Below are 17,084 nucleotides of genomic sequence, written 5' to 3'. Positions count from 1 at the left end.
CAGCAAGAGGTGTCTATACGACTGCTATATTCCTAAAGTTACTGCAATTAGCTTAGTAAATAAATGTGTCAGATTGTTTCTGTGATGTGAAAGCCGCACATAAAACAAGTAAAAAAACCTCAAACACCAAATAGATTCAACATAAAACCACAAAGGAGAAGTTACTCACACTTATATGAAATCACATACCTTTGAATAACACTTGGCAGGCGCGGCTTACTGGTAACTGTCTGTCTGCAATTTTCACGTGCATTTTACCTGTAAAATCTTTTTTTACTTTTTCGACTTTCCGCACATTCACGATAGTAGAACGATGAATTTGCCAAAATAGTTCGTCATCTAACTGGCTCAATAAATCTTTTAATGACGTGCGAATTAAATATTCGTTAAATTGTGTACCTTGACGTGTAAACAAAGAAATGTACTTATCTTCTGCTTTGAAATAACAAACCTCATCACACGGAACTAGATGTATTTCTTCGCCTTTTGTCGCTCTTATCCAATGAAGTACTTCTTTGGGAGCCTCTTTATTGGCTTGCTGCAACTGCTCTACTAGCGCAGAAACATCTGGAATATTACGAGGTAAACCTGCCTCAATCCGCTGCTGGAGCTTGAGGCAAGCTTGGTAAAGTCTGTCTTCAGATAATGGCTTTAAGAGGTAGTCGACTGCGCTGTGTTCAAACGCCTGAACCGCATACTCATCATAGGCGGTCGTAAATACAATATAGGGAACCTTATTAAGCTTACTGATTTTTTTGCAAGCGTAATACCATCTAAGTTGGGCATTCGGATATCCAGAAAAACCACGTCTGGCTCTTGTTCCAAGATCGCATCAAAGGCAATTTTTCCGTCACTCGCTTTTGCCACTACATTAAGTTGCGGCCACGCCTCCCCCAATAGCTTATTCAAATGATGAAGCAACAATGGCTCGTCGTCGGCAATAACGGCAGTGATCATATTGGAAGGCATCCTTGTCCCTTAAAGTGTTTTTTTGTCATGCTTATTTTTGGAAAGTGTTTCCATCGATGGAATCCCAATACAAATTTGAGACGTCACGCCCTTGAGCGGGTTTTCTTTAATCTGCAAGTTAGCGTCGGCTTCAAACAACGCCGTCAATCTCTCTCTTACGTTCTGTAATCCAATGCCATTCCCACCAGGTTTATGTGCGGGAGAGGCCGGGTTCAGCCCTTGGCCATTATCAGAAACACGTACACACAATTTGTCTATTTCTCGCTTAATCGAAACGTGAATGTGCCCTCGCTCTGCCAACGGTTCAACACCATGCAGTACTGCGTTCTCGACCAAAGGTTGAAGCAATAATGGAGGCAGTGCTAACCCTGCAAGTTTGTCTTCGCATTCGATATCAAAAGTAAAATCGTCACCTAACCGAATTTGCTGTATTTCTAAGTAGGCAGCAACCAAATCCAACTCTTCTTTAATCGTTGAAAGTTGCGTCCTGTTTTTTTTCAACGTGGCTCTTAGCAATTCGGTCAACTGAGTTAACATCCGTTGGGCTTTACTCGGGTCATGCTCGATCAGGACATTAATGTTAGCTAGGGTATTAAACAGGAAATGGGGCTCTATCTGACTTTGTAGCTGTTTTAGTTCCCCTAAGACAATGGCTTTTTCTTGCTCAGACTGAACTCTTTTTAACCGTTCAAGCTCTTTATCAGCCATGATTTTTTGCTCATGAGCATAAAAGTAATAAAAACAAGCCACAGTAAATACGGCGCCAAGCATAATGACCGACTCTATACCTGCGGCACTCTCATCGCCGTGAAAATAGCCTAGCCACCACCCTGCGTTAAGTGATCCGAAGATCAAAGCACCAATAACACTAAACGCATCGGTCTGTCGTGCAGTGAGGCTTGGGAATCGCCAAGTAATGATACGAGCACTAATAATTGCACTGTAACCGTAGCCGAAACTAATGAGAGCGTGATCATAATAGCTAGATGGCCATACGAGCATGGTAGCAAACGCAATGATGGCACAAAATAGCGATGTAAATAGAACGCTTTTTACCCACTTATCTTTTATTGAAAACTTCATCACCATTTAGAACCGTCCTTTAAGATTCAATAAAATCATATTCTTATCTGGTAAATTTTGATAGGCCGATCGCTCATCTCCGAGCAAGAAACGTGCGGCAAGTTCGGTTTCAAATTGCGTCACCCCTGTGTTCAGCCATTCATACGTTAATTTCGGAGTGAGAATCACCCCTGAATCTTCGGGTGAATAGAGCAGGTCGACTAAAGGAGTCAGTGAAGACAATGCATCCGCACTCAGCCCATAATCACTCAAGTTATAGTGACTCCAACCCGAGCTATCAAAGCTCCAATGCAACATCACATTGTGCTGCACGATGTTTTCCTGCTGATAACCATTGGCATAGCCGTACCGAACATCGGACGCATTCCTGTTCTGCCTCAGCAACTGGCTGTTATGATGATTTTTCTGCCACTGATTATCGCTCCATGCACGGCTATCGTACCAATACTCAAGCACAATATTGTGACCCGTTTCGCTTGCCCAAGTTAGACCGACAAGAGCCTGCAATGCTCCTATTTCACTTCTTATTTCTGGCACACTATACAGTGACGCCGACGTTGGAAAATGATACCCAACGTATTCATTTTGGTAGACTACGGAACCATGAAATTCCCACGATGCATCCACGACCGACACTAAGCTTGCGCCAACCAATCCTTTTCTTACATCATCGTAATAAGCGATCAACTGATACTCGCTGTCTCCCGTTAAGCCATACCGACGAACCCCGATACCTTTTTGCTTTTTTGCATCTTCAAGGTCTGTCATCTCTTGGCTTGTCCATGATGAATCAGTGGCGAGTAATGTCCATTCGCCCGTTGCATCAAAATGAGAAAAGCTCAAAACGCCGGCTCCCTCTTCAACTTGAATGCCAATGGGGTTACGTCGATATGGTTTAAATAAGTCCAGTGGGCGATAACCGTACCCGACGCCCCAATCCAATCTCATCTTTCCCGCTGTAATATCAATGGACGTATCCGCCACCTCTACGCTACCTTGCCAAAATAGCTCCCGTAGGATCACTTCACTCGAAACAGAGTTCGCGTTGTCTGAGTGATAAAGATCGTTGGCTTTGATTGCGGCCAAACCTACCCACTGTTGCCCCATCACTTCTAAGTCCAGTAGGCCACTTATTGACCCATCGCTGGATCGATTATCGGGGAAATACTGCGCTTGTTCGTTAACGCTATTGTGTTGTGCGCTGATCATCCAATCCCAATTAAAGGAAATATCGCCCGCCCATGCTGTTGTCAGAGCGAATGGAGAAGACACAAAAGCGAGTAGCAAAGGCCAACGTTTCATCTATAACTCCGATACCGTATTACGAACGAGATATGACGGGTTGTAGTACTTGTCTTCTAGCTCTACTTGCATAATGGATTGATATTCAATGACGGTTTTTTTGCTTGGTTGAATGCTGTCTTGCAATGTCATCGCGGTAACGGCAAGTTGTCCATTACGCTTGCCTTGCTCAAACCTCGCTTGTTTTGCCATTTTTCCCGAACGAAGATATAAGTCCGCTTTTATAGGGAAGTAGTTATCTTCGGTGATCCATAGGTCAATTTTGTGATAACTCGCGCCTTTTGTGGTCGAGACTAAATGCAGCTTTATCGCTTGGATCGGTTTTCCCGTTTCAATTTCGACTCGCTCAGTTGCGACCAATGTGCCTTGATAGTCTTCGCTCCACGTTAAGGTGGATATGTCTCGACCGACGCTTCACCTAATAGTTTCTGCATGGCGGTAATGCGTATAGGACGGCGACTTTTAGGCATCACTAACCAATAGTTATCCGCTAGCATCAGCATTTTTTGTCCGGCTTCAACTTTGGACTTGAACACAACAAGTGACTCACGTTCTGGCCTTGAATAAACATGATACTTTTGTGTTTTATCAAGCTCACCATCTTGGTATAAGCGAACAATTGAAACGATTTTGGCTGATGCTTGATCGAGTCGATATTCATCGGCCTGTTTGAGCATGGCCGAAACGTTGTCGCTCGCCTGTACAGACGTCATCGTTAACCCGGCACACAGCACCATGCTGACCAAAAGCAGTCTTTGAAACACGGCACTTTTGTAACTTTGAACGCGAGCATTTAATTGATACATAGAATTGAATTTATACATAGATAAGTGCCTCTGTAATCGGGCGATTAACACCTTTGCGAGCTGAAATTAACGCGGCAATAAAGCAAATAACCACGACACCGAGCCCGGCGTATGCCGCTAACTCTAATGAGAAATAAATGTTGAGAGGATAGCCGTCTGTGTGCCCTGGAGGGGGTGGCATTTCAATATCAACGACAAGCAGTAATAACGTCGCGACGCCAGTTAGAATCGTACCGATTAAGGCACCGGCCGCCGCCAACATAACGGACTCACGTAAAAAGCCTGCGACGATTTCACGTGGGTAACTGCCTAATGCAGATAGCGTTCCTATTTCACGCGTTCGCTCAGTCACCGACATCGTCATGGTATTAAATAGAGAAACGAAGACCACCAGCCCCATCACCAACCCCATGATCCCAAAGATACGGTCATACAGATCTTTTACTTTTTTGTAGAAAAATGCCCGATCTTGCCATGGTGTGATTTCTAGTTTTTGTTTGCTGATATCGCTCTTCATGTTGGTGCTATTTGATTGATTTTTTGAATCAAACTGGGCCGTTAAGGTATTTTGCACTGGCGTTGTGTTTTCCGTTTCAAATAAGAAGACCGATAACGTGCTGACTTTTTCACTCACTAGAAGCTCTTGCGCCGATTGAATATGAATATAGAGTTGTCGCTTATCCAGTTCAGGTATACCTGTGGAATAAATGCCTCTGACTTTAAAATCAAATGCATTCAATGCTCCGTCAGACGTGGTTGCCAGCAAGGTCAGCCAATCGCCAACACTCACATTCAGGTTTCGCGCTAGGTCACTGCCAAGCATGATTTCAGGCTCTGCTGAGTCAAAACGGGTCGACTCGACGTTAGACAAGGTCTTGCCCTCTATCACATTCAAGAACGGGCCTTTCATATCGAACTCTCTGTCGTTAACGCCAATGCCCATGAAGATTGTCGATTTATTGCCGTTAGAAACCAAACCTGAAAGGTACACTCTTGGCTGCACACTGCGGACGCGTTCGTCTTTCATAATTTGCGGGATGAGTTGTTCACTGGCAGTAAGGCCATTACTCAGCGGCATTTCTTCATCTTGTGCAAAGTAACCCGGCTGGCTAATCGTCAGGTGTCCTGTTTCTCTCGCCGTCGATTCTTTCAAAGATTCATACGTGTACAAACCAAACCCGCCCGCACTGACCATAGCAAATACCGCAATAGCAATAATGGTGATAGACAAAAGGCTTCGTCTGCCATTTCTCATTAAGTTGAGCAAGGCCAATTTGTAACTGTAAGGCATCAGTTTTCCCATTAACTTACCCATTTCAACGACTCCTTATTGATCTCGCCGTCAAGCAATTGAATAGCACGGTCACAATGTTTGGCCATTCGTGGGTCATGCGTCGCAACAACAAACGTTGTGTTAAATTCGCGTCCAAGCGATTTCATAATTTCGATCACTTGACTGGCGGTTTGGCTGTCTAAGCTGGCTGTGGGTTCATCTGCAATCACGAGTGATGGGGTGTTTACCAACGCCCTTGCAATGGCCACTCGCTGCTGCTGGCCTCCGGATAAATTGTCTGGTCTGTGATGCAAAAAATCTTTAAGTCCGACTCTTTCCAGCATGTCACTAGAACGCTTTTTTTGCTCCTTAAGAGACACACCGTTTAAGTGCAATGGGTACGATACATTTTCCAGTGCCGTCATCACTGGCATTAAGTTAAAACGCTGAAAGATAAAACCAAGTTGTTGACGGCGTATTTTTGCAGCTTGATACTTGTCTTTGGGCAACGGCTCTCCATTTAGTAAAACCTCACCTTGATATTGCATGTCTAGTAAGCCCAAGACATTCAAAAGTGTGCTTTTACCGGAACCTGATGGCCCACATAGAGCCACCATTTCACCTTTTTGAATACACCCATCAACACTTTTGAGCGCATGAACACTTAACTGGCCCAGTTGGTATTGTTTTTCAATTTGACTAAACCTAAGCATTAGATGGCTCCCTACTAGGCTTGATTAATTAGAGACTTGGCGGTGATGGTTTCGTTACTGTCCGGCCCACGCTGTTCCATTACTGACAACCACAGTTTTGCTTGATTTAGATCCTCTGCTCGAATGGCCGCTTCAATTGCGTATGTATATATCCAAGACGTCGCTTCAAATGGTGCTTGCTGAATGTAAGGTTCATCGAGTAAACCAAGGTACAAATCGTATCCACGTTCAAAATGATTAAACATGTCTGGTAGCTGGCTATAAGTTGTCGCGGCGATCGCTCGCGCCATATAACGCTCAGGTAGGCCCATAACAACGGCCTGTTGCTCTGTCGGCATTTTCTGGCTGGCCATTAGGTTCAAGCCTTTGTCTATCGTGGCTAGCCCTTTTTCCACTAACTTCATTTTATTCCAAGGCCAGAATGCATCCCTTCCTTGCAGGGTTTGTCCGCTGCCTAAGTACACTAAGCTAAGTGGCTGGGCGCCTTCAGTATCAATTAATGTGGTCAAGTCTGCCACAACCGTTTCAACCAGATCTTCATCGCCGGCGGCAGCTTGGTTGTATTGACTGATCAATGCTTCAGATGGAGCGGCAAATACGGTTGATGGAGAGGTTAATAGCCCAAGCGACAATAAACCCGAAGCCAAAAGTGCCGACGTTTTTTTGAAAGAGTGAGTAAGCGTTTTCATAACAAGTTCCCTATTTGTTTTCGATGTTGATTAGATTACTGCTATCAACAAAGACAATCAGGCCCATGCGACAAACGGGGATTTAAAGGAGTGAACGGTTATCGGGTTGCTTAAACGGTGAAAAATACGGCAGTGAGTTGCCGATGGTGAAAAAGATTACCGATAGATAAACGAAATGACCGCCAATCTGAACCAGAGATTTAAACTAAACCCGCAAGCTTGCTGCGCCTCCAAGCAGGATAAAACGTGACACCGCTATCTATTTGAACTTTCCCATAAAACCAACGCTCGCACTGAACGCAATTTTGGTATAATTATTGCTGCACTTAAATAAGCGAACCTAAGAATTATGCTTGGGTGATTAGATATAGGCACCATGCGTCGTGCCTTTCACGGATGTTATTATGAAAAAACTGAGCTTGTTACTTTTAGCCTTGTTCTCTACGTCAGCCATGGCGGTCATTGGCATTGATAAAGATGACGCATTTGGCTACGCGGGCGCGAGCATATCTTACAATCAGAGTGCCTTTACCACAGCGAACAACGCCGCATGGAACTTTGTCCCCGACCTCTATTACGAGAGCAGACAAGGGTTTATTGACGACAACCTCGGTACTTTATATGTCTTGCCTTATGTTGGTGTGTCAGGAAGTTGGCGCTGGATGGAAGTCGGAGGCCGATTTGCAGAGCTTCCTACCGGTATTTCAGACCGAAATGGCAATGCAGAGTTCGGTTTTACTTTAGGTACACCGAATGTGCGACTAACGTATTTACACGATGTAATGGCCGTTCACAAAGGGCAAGAACTGCAAGTTCATGTGTCTCAACCTATCAGCACTATGCGTCGATTTGAAATGATTCCTTACTTGGAATTCAGCTGGCGCGATGAAAAACTGTCACAGCATTTGTATGGGGTATCAGCGTCGGAATCCACAGCGAGTGGGCTTGACCAATTCAATGCGGGTGCTTCTTGGGTATATGAGGCCGGCATTATTGGTCGATACGATCTTTCTAGAAAACTGATCATGCTGAGCAAGATTAAAATGGAAAGCCATAACTACGACAGTCCACTGGTGCAACGTCCGTTTGGCTGGGCCGTAGAATTCGGTATAAGTTATCAATTTGCCGGTTTCTAAATACTAGATTCAGGTAATAAAAAAACCAGCGACAAACTCGCTGGTTTTTTACTACCTACTGGTATTTAGCTTGTCGACTAAGGCACACCGTGGCCTTTAGATGCAACCCAAACTCGGTACCATTGCTCTCGTGTCATTTCTAAAGACAAAGCTTCAACGGCACTTTTTACCCGCGAAATTTTGCCTGAACCAAGAATTGGCAGAGGGTTAGATGGCAGTTGACGAATCCAAGCATAAATAACCTGATCTAAGCTCTTCGCGCCAATTTCTTTACCAATGGCATTTAGCTCATCTCGCACTCGAACATGTTGCTCATCGGTTCCACCAAAGATATCGCCACCCGCCAAGCATGACCAAGCCATCGGCTTGATACGATTCATCTGCAGTTGATCCAACGTGCCATCGTGCGCAACCTCAAAGTTAAGCGGGTTGATTTCAACTTGGTTAGTCACTAGCGGTTTGCTAATACGTGATTGCAACAACTCGAATTGACGTGGTGAAAAGTTAGAAACACCGAAATGCTTAACCTTACCTACTTTGTGTAATTCAGAAAAAGCATCCGCAACTTCGTCTGCATCCATTAACGCGTCTGGGCGATGAATAAGCAGAACATCAATTTCATTGATATTCATGCGTTGTAACGAATTATCTACCGACTTAAAGATATGCTGAGCGCTGGTATCATAATGGTTGATTTTTCGCTGTGGATGCTTGGCACACAAATTAATGTCGCACTTAGTGACGATCTCAATGTGTTCACGAATTGATGGATCGAGTGCTAATGCCTCGCCAAATAACTGTTCACATTCGTAACCACCGTAGATGTCCGCATGGTCAACGGTTGTAATCCCTAAATCAACATGCTGCTTTAAAAAGTCTAATCGCTGCTGTGGAGACATGTTCCATTCAGCCAGTCGCCAATAACCTTGAACTAACTCAGATAATTCTGGGCCTTGATGCGCCGTTGTTATTTTTGCCACCATTTGGTGTGCTCCCTTTTTTTGTTGTCTGGCTCTATCCTATGGAGAAAAAACGCATTGAGCAAGGGTCTTGCTAAGTTAAGAAAGTTCCATTGAGCATGAGTAATAATCATTTTTTGTAGGTTTCAGCACAATTTAAATGCGACTCAGATCTAAGTTCATCATCAAAGACTTCTAAATCAACCTAATCTAATCAAATTTAATTATAAATCTCATATGCGGGCCATCCCACATGCCCACAACACTTTGAAGTCACTCGCATTTAGGTTATTGACAATTCATTGACTAAACATTACAAATTTATCTCAAACCATTGATTTTAATGGTTTTATATTTAAATAAACTTATAAATTTTGAACAACATCATGGATCTCTTTCCAATCAATTCTCTCATGTAAATTTCCGAGTAATCTTATTCACGTTCTCAATAAATCAACAACTTATTTGAGCTTCATTAGCGGCCAACTCAATGATGCTCATTTAAAAAATTACAGTTATATTTTTAGGAGTTCACATGAACAAGCTATTTACACGCTCTCTACTTGCAACTGCGGTTGCATCAGTAACCATGGTTGCTACCCCTGTAATCGCAGAAGAAACCGACGCAAAGTATGAAATATACGGCATCATTGCAGTACAGGCTCACTACCGCGACTATGAAACGGACAACAGTAACTTAACGGGTTTTCAAACCAACAATGAAAGCCGAATCGGCTTCCGTGGCTCGAAACAGTTTAAGAACTTTGGTCCTAAATTCATCTGGCAAGTCGAAAGCGGATACGTTGACCCTTCCTATTCCGACCATGAAGCCAAAGGCGGCCTAGGTGAACGTGACACGTTCGTCGGATTCGAAGATTTTGATTCATTTGGACAGGTTAGAATTGGTCGCGTCTTAACGCCATTGTATGAAGTGGTCGATTGGCCAGGATCAAACCCAGGACTAGGTGATGTATATGACTGGGGTGGTCTAATTGGTGGCGCTAAGTTCCAAGACCGTTCTTCGAACTCGGTTCGCTGGGACTCCCCTGCATGGGGTAACCTTTCTTTAGATGTTGCTGCTGGCCGAACAAAAGCGGCCGCAACAGGGAGTGATCAAGGTTACTGGCAAGGTGGTGCGGCGCATTACAAAGTCGGCCCACTACAATTTGATGCCGCTTACGAAATTAACCGTGATACCGCTGAGTCATTTACAGATGGCACACTAGATACGACGGCACATGACCTAAAAACAGAAAAATCATTTAGCCGTATTTGGGACAACAACACTTACCTAGTGGGTGTTCAAGGTTGGTTTGAAAACGGCATATCTTTCTTCGCTCAATATCGTATGCAAGATGCAAACGTTAAAGAAGGGACAGACGTAGGCCGTGAAGAAAAACAAAATGCCATGACCTCGGGCTTGATGTACACCGTAAATGATTGGCAATTTAAGGTCGGCTACACCAAAAACTTCGATTTAGAAGTGAATGGTAATACCGTAGAAAATTCTTCCGATGATACCTACTCAGCACAAGCCATGTACTTTGTAGACCCATCAGCGGTGCTTTACGTGCGTGCTCGTGATGTGCGAATGGGAGACAACACTGTTGAATCTGGTAACGCAGGCATGAGCTATGACCGCTGGAAATCAGATTCATTTAGCGAAGTATCTGTTGGTGTTGAATACTACTTCTAATCACACTAAAATCAGTTAAAACAATTAGATAGACATGGGCGAGATTTCTCGCCCTTTGTCGTAAGGAGAAAACATGCAAAAACGAGTTATTACAGTTATTGGCTTAGCATTCGGTTTTTTATCAAGTCACGTTCTTGCAGCTCAATCAATCGAATTTAGCAAAGAAATCGTACCTAGAGTGATTAACGAGCAAGCCATCGATTCTAGTTTCTTTGAATCAACTCAACAGGTCGATCTTAAAGAGGGGCACAATCAATTACTGATCACCTTAAATCAGTTAGTCGCAGAAGATGGCCGACGATCCAAATACAGCTCGACTCCAATGATCATCGACTTTGAAGCAGGAACGTCTGCCATTACATTAAGCTACAAACCATTTCGCACAATAGAAGATGCACGCTCTTTTGAGAAACAACCTCAATTTACATTAGTCGACGATCAAGGTAATGCGATTAAGCACAACACGCAGCTGTTGCACATTGGTGGTTTCCAGTCTTTTCCTGATTATCAAGCAGCCGTTATCAAGCATAATGGTGCTACTGCTACTGCTACTGCTACTGCTACTGCTACTGCTACGAAGGCAAAAACACCTAGCGCAGAGTTACAAGCAGATCCAATATCCGCTCACATGGACATCATTAAATCTGGGTTCGAAAACATGACCGCTACGGAGCAAAAAGAGTTCATGATGTGGGCGATGGGTGCAATGAAAAAGTAACAATTCAACAAATGATAATTAGCTAAGAATGAGCAGCGACACCAAATGTGATAGGTGTCGCTTTAGGCCATTTTTAACTACGCCTTTACCTTACGGAAGTTTGACCAAGCTAACTTTTTAGGGCGTAGAAACTGGGAATGATGTGACTCAATCACAACTGCCCTAACCTATTTATATAAAATTAAATAGGAACTGACCGATGAAACGGACTCTGCTTACTAGCGCGATATTAGCTGCCACATTTCAAAGCTATGCCTCACCCAACATTACTATTGCTACCTCAACAAACAGCCGTGATTTCCCTCTTTCTGCTGACTCAGCATTAGTGGTTCCGCTAAGCAAATCTCAATACACGTTCACGGTTAATGGGTTAGATGGTACGTGCAGTGCGACGGAAAATCAGCGGATAAAGTTTAATACGCCATTATCTCTAAACTGTAATCAGCCCACCGAGTTTTCTTTCAAGATCCGCTTTGCTGGTGATTATGCGTTCCAATTCAATAGCGCTAACAACACACTTTCATTAAAACGACAGCCAAAGAAAAATACCAAGACTGAATTTAAACGTCCTCTTCCCAACGTCGAGTGCTCTGTTTACACGGGCGGCTCCGTTACAATCCAACTGGGTGAAACGTTTGAAGAAGGAACCGAACTGCGAAATACCTTCACCGGTGAAATAGTTAAGGTCAACAACAAGTCCGTGACGTTGACTCCAGGTAAACACTCAAACGGACTGGTTCTATTAGAAGAAGTCGAAGTCAAAAAATCAGACGTAATCTTTAATTGGCGCAATGCCAGCATCTACTTTGTGATGGTAGATCGATTCAACAATGGAGACACCACCAACGACCTCAGTTATGGCCGAAAAAAAGACGGCAAGGACGAAGTGGGCACTTTCCACGGCGGTGACTTAAAAGGCGTTGTTGAAAAGCTGGATTACATCCAATCATTAGGTATGGACGCGATTTGGCTGTCGCCAATCGTAGAGCAAGTACATGGTTTTGTTGGGGGCGGTGATAAGGGCTCATTTCCATTCTACGCGTATCACGGTTATTGGACTCGAGACTTTACTAAAATCGACGAAAACTTTGGCAATGACGAAGACTTAGCCTTACTGGTTAAAGAGGCACACAAGCGTGGTATTAAGATTCTCCTTGATGCGGTTCTCAACCATACGGGTTATGCGACGTTGGCTGATCTCCAGTTTGATCAAATCAATGCGGTTAATCCCCCATCCGACTGGCCTAAACAATGGCGTAATTGGCAGCCAAAAGGCGAGCAAAACTGGCATAGCTTTCATGAAGCCATTAACTATCAAAGCCCTGAATGGAAAAGTTGGTGGGGGCAAGATTGGGTAAGGACAGGTTTACCTGGCTACGACAAACCCGGAACCAGCGACATAACCATGTCATTAGCCGGCTTACCTGATTTAAAAACAGAATCAGACCAATTTGTCACGCCACCTCAGTGGTTACTGGATAATCCAGGAACACGAGTCGTTAAAAAAGATAGTTACACCGTCACTAACTATCTGGTCGAATGGCAAACCGATTGGGTGAAAAAATTTGGTATTGACGGCTTCCGTGTGGATACAGTTAAACATGTTGAAAGTGATGTATGGAAACGTCTCAAGCAACAAGCAACCACCGAACTAGGTAGATGGCAAAAAGAGAACGATAAACCCAACACACCTTTTTGGATGATGGGGGAAGTCTGGGGGCACAACGCCTACCGAAGCCCTTATTTCGATGATGGATTTGATGCGTTAATCAACTTCGATATGCAGAAAAAAATGGATAAAGGCGCCGTGTGTTTTTCGCAGATGGAAAGCACCTACAGCGACTATTCTTCAACGCTAGCAGATGAGCCCGATTTTAACCCAGTAAGCTACATGTCCTCTCACGACACCGAACTATTTTTCGGTCGATTTAAGTCCATAGAGATGCAAAAAGGCGCAGCGAATGCCTTGTTGTTAAGCCCGGGAGCAATACAAATCTATTACGGCGATGAAGTCGCCCGCAAACCCGGACCATACGCTGACGATTTCCACCAAAGCACGCGTTCAGACATGAATTGGAAGTTGGATACCAAACGAATTGAGCTTTTAACGCATTGGAAAACAATAGGAAAATTCAGACAAAGTCATCCGTCAATAGGTGCTGGATCACACAACATGATTAAACAAAGCCAAGGTTATGGTTTTTCACGAATCCTTAGCAATGATAAGGTCTTTGTTTATTACGCTGGAAAATCAATTAATTAAGTGATTACTAATGAAGATTTTGGCACCTAACAGGCTTTCTATTGAGGTTTGTTAGGTGTCCTTTTTAATATATGAACAAAATTAAATATTTGTTACATTCATTAATGCGACAAAAGTAGCTACAATAATATTGCATATACATAAAAGTGGTAAATCTAGTGCAACCCAACCCAAATGATGCCATCAAATTGCCAATTTCAAACGTGTCTGTCGGGATGTTTGTCACAGCAATCGAGCACAGTAAAAAAGTTAACCTAGCCAATGCTGGGCGCATCTCTTCAGAACAAGCGATTAATCAGCTTGTCGAAAGTGGGGTTAAGTTTGTGTGGGTGGATTCAAAGCTTTCCGCCGCAGGATGCACATTTCAAACCGAGCCTGATGAGCCAGATTTGAAAGAAGAAATTGACGATGTTTCTGCCTTGCTCAAACCAAAAGGAAGCCGAGCTACTCGCCAGAAACGGGCGAAAAAGCTAATCGGTGAAGCCAAAGATTTAGCCCATAAAATTTTAACCGAAACGTTTGACGGTAGGTCAGTTGAACTTAACGTGGTTGAAGACTGGGCCGACAATATGATCGACGCTATTCTTGTCGATTCAGACGCCATCAAAATAGTGTCTGCCCTGCGCCAAAAAGACACGTACCTCTTAGAACATTCGGTCAATGTCGCCTGCTTACTCATCACGTTTGGTCGCCATTTAGATTTTGATAAACATACCCTGCGCCAACTGGCCATTGGGGGAATTTTACATGACGTTGGTAAAATCAAAATTAGAGATGAAGTTTTAAACAAACCAGGGCGGCTAACACCTGAAGAGTTTGAACACATCAAGTTACACCAAGTCTACGCAAAAGACATCGTGCCTCATATTGAAGGCTTAAGTGACATTAGCCGGGATGTCTGCTTAATGCACCACGAGAAGCTTGATGGCAATGGCTACCCGAATGGCCTGAAAGGCGATGAACTGCCGACACACGGCCGCATGAGTAGTATTGTAGACATCTATGATGCCCTCACCGCAGATCGCTGTTACAAAGACGGCATGAGCTCTGCTGCTGCGTTCAAGATCATGCTAACTTTAACGCCATTCCACCTTGATCAAGATCTGGTTTACAAGTTCATTAATTGCATTGGCATGTACCCGGTAGGTTCATTGGTCGAACTGAGTGACAGCCAAGTTGGCATCGTTTGGACTTCCAACGATGAACACCCACTGAAACCCGAAATTAAAGTCTTTTATTCACGAAAATACAAACGCTTCACTGATGTGAAATTTATCGACTTAAAGCATTCTTCTGTAAAAATCGTTAAAGCTATCTCTCCTAGTGGTTTCGAAGTGGATGCAACGCCTTTCTTCGAATAAACCACCGACATCACTCGTTAACAAGCCATTGTCACTTTGCAATGGTTTGTGTTACTTGGTTTGCCTAACTGCCCCATCAGTTTAACTTACTGTTTAAGCAGTAATTTTGATATATGGTTCACTGTCTTTTTATAAAAATGTGGTATGGTATTCGCCATAAGAACCTAACCTAAACGCAACATTCTTCTCACACCTAGGTTCGGGTCAAACATTTAAAGGAACTAAAATGGCAGCGACGGCTTTTCTTAACCAACTCAATCAACGCTATCTTTCCATCCACAGATCCAAAGAAGATCGCTTCTGGGATACTTATATGGGAATTAAGGTCGATTACGATGGTCTTTCCCAATCTGAAACGGAATTAAACCAGTTTTTGAGTGATTCGAGTCAAATCAGTGACGTAGAGCAACATCTTCAGCTCGCCAACGATATCCTAGACTCTGACGAACAAGCCAAGACCATTACCGGACTGCAAGGTTGGCTAGCCACGTTTAAAGCGCATTCGATAGAATCTGCTGAAGGCAAAGCACTCAAGGCAGAACTCATCGCATTTGAAACAGAGTTGTTCGATAAGAAGCAAAACCATTCACTTTATTTCACTGACGACAGCGGCAATAAAGTAGAAGGCTCATTACCGACTCTTGCTTCCAATGTTAGAGCAAGCGACAACGAATTGGTAAGACAATCATCTCATCAAGCGTTTCTAGATTTGGAACAATGGCTGCTTAACAACGGCTTTATTGAACTCATTAAGCGTCGTAATCAGTTTGCAAAAACGCTTGGATTCGATAATTTCTTCGATTATTCAGTCAACAAAAAAGAACAAATGACAACCGAGCAGCTATTTAGCATCTTGGATGATTTTGAACAAAGAACCCGAGACAGCCACTTAGCAAGTTTAGCGTCATTATCTGACGCAAAAGGCGCCAATGCACTATTAGGCCACAACTTTGTGTACTCCTATTCTGGTGATGTGATGCGAGAGCTTGATGCTTATGTGCCATTCTCCAAATCACTGAGACGCTGGATTGAGTCCTTTGGTCGACTCAACATTGAGTTTTCACAAGCCGAATTGACGTTAGATTTACTGGATCGAAAAGGCAAATATCCAAATGGATTTTGTCATGGTCCTATCCCGTCTTTCTATGATCAAAATGAATGGATCGCAGCTAAAGTTAACTTCACCAGCAATGCGAAACCCGACCAAATGGGCAGCGGTTACGATGGCATCAATACCCTATTCCACGAAGGGGGTCACGCCGCCCACTTCGCTAATGTTAAAATGAATGCCCCGTGCTTCTCTCAAGAGTTTGCGCCAACATCCATGGCTTATGCTGAAACACAGTCGATGTTTTGCGACAGCTTGCTAAATGATGCCGATTGGCTTAAGCAATACGCATTAAACGATGATGGTCAATCCGTACCAGATGAGATCATTAAAGCGATGATCGATGCAAAGCAACCATTCAAAGCCTATGAAGAACGCAGTATCTTAGTTGTACCGTATTTTGAACGAGCACTGTATCAATTAAGCGATGACGAACTGACGGCCGAGCGCATTACTCAATTGGCTCGTGAGATGGAAACACGTATTTTAGGTTTGGCCTGTTCAGCACGCCCATTAATGGCAATTCCGCACCTGATCTCAGACGAAGCTTCTTGTGCCTATCACGGCTATCTTCTTGCTCATATGGCGGTATATCAAACCCGTGCCCATTTCACCGAGAAATTTGGTTACTTAACCGATAACCCAGAGATAGGCCCATTGCTGGCAAAACATTACTGGAATGCCGGTAACAGTGTTAACCATAATGGCACCATAGAAAACCTAACGGGTGAAGGTTTTAACGCGAAATACCTAGCAGACGAATGTAACTTGTCTTCAGAGCAAGCTTGGCAGTCTGAACTGGCTAAAATTGCGGGATTGGAGACCAGAACTCAGGCGGACGTCTCCTCCCTCAATGCCAAAATAAAAATCGTAGATGGCAACAAGTTGTTGGCGTTAAATACGCTGTCCGACGCACAAATGTGCGATGACTTCGAAAACTACATTGTTGAGCATTATGGCCGTTAACGAGTCAGTCAACGTTCAGTTATCGTCTTAATCAACAACCGT

General features: G+C 43.7%; 12 protein-coding genes and 2 pseudogenes. 6 read left to right on the top strand and 8 right to left on the bottom strand.

What is annotated here, in order from left to right:
* Positions 1-181 precede the first annotated feature (181 nt).
* From VTAP4600_RS22920 to VTAP4600_RS22890, 7 genes and pseudogenes are all read right to left on the bottom strand, one after another.
* Positions 182-969 (bottom strand): annotated as a pseudogene (locus VTAP4600_RS22920) (LytR/AlgR family response regulator transcription factor).
* A gap of 9 nt (positions 970-978) precedes the next feature.
* Positions 979-2,058: a sensor histidine kinase gene (locus tag VTAP4600_RS22915; protein WP_102525031.1), complete on the bottom strand. Its 1,080-nt coding sequence runs from the start codon at positions 2,056-2,058 to the stop codon at positions 979-981.
* Positions 2,059-3,354, bottom strand: a complete 1,296-nt coding sequence (locus tag VTAP4600_RS22910; RefSeq protein ID WP_102525030.1) for a hypothetical protein — start codon at positions 3,352-3,354, stop codon at positions 2,059-2,061.
* Positions 3,355-4,091: pseudogene (locus VTAP4600_RS22905) on the bottom strand (outer membrane lipoprotein-sorting protein). It lies immediately after the preceding gene.
* Positions 4,092-4,170: 79 nt separating this feature from the next.
* Entirely contained in the window at positions 4,171-5,475 is a 1,305-nt protein-coding gene (locus VTAP4600_RS22900; RefSeq protein WP_102525029.1) for an ABC transporter permease, read from the bottom strand.
* Entirely contained in the window at positions 5,463-6,146 is a 684-nt protein-coding gene (locus VTAP4600_RS22895; protein ID WP_102525028.1) for an ABC transporter ATP-binding protein, read from the bottom strand. The genes VTAP4600_RS22900 and VTAP4600_RS22895 overlap by 13 nt, the downstream gene beginning before the upstream one ends.
* 14 nt (positions 6,147-6,160) lie before the next feature.
* Positions 6,161-6,835: a hypothetical protein gene (locus VTAP4600_RS22890; protein WP_102525027.1), complete on the bottom strand. Its 675-nt coding sequence runs from the start codon at positions 6,833-6,835 to the stop codon at positions 6,161-6,163.
* Positions 6,836-7,239: 404 nt separating this feature from the next.
* On the opposite strand from VTAP4600_RS22890, the gene VTAP4600_RS22885 reads away from it, so the two are divergent.
* Positions 7,240-7,971: a MipA/OmpV family protein gene (locus VTAP4600_RS22885; protein ID WP_102525026.1), complete on the top strand. Its 732-nt coding sequence runs from the start codon at positions 7,240-7,242 to the stop codon at positions 7,969-7,971.
* Positions 7,972-8,048: 77 nt separating this feature from the next.
* On the opposite strand, the gene VTAP4600_RS22880 is transcribed toward VTAP4600_RS22885, so the two are convergent.
* Positions 8,049-8,954: an aldo/keto reductase gene (locus tag VTAP4600_RS22880; protein ID WP_102525025.1), complete on the bottom strand. Its 906-nt coding sequence runs from the start codon at positions 8,952-8,954 to the stop codon at positions 8,049-8,051.
* 511 nt (positions 8,955-9,465) lie between these two features.
* Here VTAP4600_RS22880 and VTAP4600_RS22875 point away from each other — a divergent pair.
* The 5 genes from VTAP4600_RS22875 (at position 9,466) to VTAP4600_RS22855 (ending at position 17,042) form a co-directional block, all read left to right on the top strand.
* A complete protein-coding gene (locus VTAP4600_RS22875; protein ID WP_102525024.1) occupies positions 9,466-10,626 on the top strand; it encodes a porin in 1,161 nt (386 codons plus the stop codon).
* Between the two features lie 73 nt (positions 10,627-10,699).
* The gene (locus VTAP4600_RS22870; RefSeq protein WP_102525023.1) at positions 10,700-11,344 is read left to right on the top strand and encodes a DUF2057 domain-containing protein; all 645 of its coding nucleotides are present in this window, start codon (positions 10,700-10,702) and stop codon (positions 11,342-11,344) included.
* Positions 11,345-11,543: 199 nt separating this feature from the next.
* Entirely contained in the window at positions 11,544-13,607 is a 2,064-nt protein-coding gene (locus tag VTAP4600_RS22865) for an alpha-amylase (protein WP_102525022.1), read from the top strand.
* Between the two features lie 158 nt (positions 13,608-13,765).
* Positions 13,766-14,968: a cyclic di-GMP phosphodiesterase gene (locus VTAP4600_RS22860; protein ID WP_102525021.1), complete on the top strand. Its 1,203-nt coding sequence runs from the start codon at positions 13,766-13,768 to the stop codon at positions 14,966-14,968.
* A gap of 226 nt (positions 14,969-15,194) precedes the next feature.
* A complete protein-coding gene (locus tag VTAP4600_RS22855) occupies positions 15,195-17,042 on the top strand; it encodes a M3 family metallopeptidase (protein WP_102525020.1) in 1,848 nt (615 codons plus the stop codon).
* Positions 17,043-17,084 lie beyond the last annotated feature (42 nt).

Origin of the sequence: Vibrio tapetis subsp. tapetis (genome assembly GCF_900233005.1) — a bacterium.
In the GTDB taxonomy this organism is placed as follows: Bacteria; Pseudomonadota; Gammaproteobacteria; order Enterobacterales; family Vibrionaceae; genus Vibrio; species Vibrio tapetis.
The sequence above is the reverse complement of the archived record's forward strand: the minus strand, read 5'-3'. Positions and strand labels throughout refer to the sequence as shown.